Below are 520 nucleotides of genomic sequence, written 5' to 3'. Positions count from 1 at the left end.
TTTTTTTAATAGAGAGGTGGTGGAAAGCCGGTTTCAAGTGTAATCTATATAGGAACAAACATAACACAATGGACAGCGGACTGCTCGATCGGTTTTATAAAGGTAAATGCTCGGAGGAGGAGGTGCAGGCGGTGCTCGAGTGGTTCAAAAAAAATAAATTAGACCATGAGCAGGAAAGGGACCTGTTTGTCCTCTGGCAAGAGGCAACCCGCATGGAGGCTGAGAAGCCGCAGCATGACGCGGGCCAGGTCTTCCACAGGATCAGGGCCAGGATAGAGGAGCCACAACACCAGGAATTAAATAAGGACGACAACGTCATCCTTTTCCGTAAACCATCGCCGCCCCTGTTCTGGGCGAAAGTTGCCGCGGCTGTATTGCTACCGCTGCTGATGATTGGAGTGCTCATCCATTTCACATCACGTTCTGAAACAACCCTGATGGCCTATAAGACGATCGAGGCTGTGCCTGGTGTCAAAAAGACAATTCTCCTTCCTGACGGTTCAAAGATAAAGCTGAATGC

At 49.2% G+C, this 520-nt stretch carries 1 protein-coding gene; it reads left to right on the top strand.

Translation table 11 applies throughout. From position 1 onward, the window contains the following. Positions 1-68: 68 nt before the first annotated feature. Positions 69-520, top strand: a 452-nt coding sequence (locus tag OB13_RS20610) for a hypothetical protein (protein ID WP_461492067.1), incomplete at its 3' end; no start/stop codon positions are given.

It is taken from the genome of Pontibacter sp. HJ8 (assembly GCF_054824225.1).
Note: the sequence above shows the minus strand (reverse complement) of the source record. Positions and strands in the feature narration are given on the sequence as shown.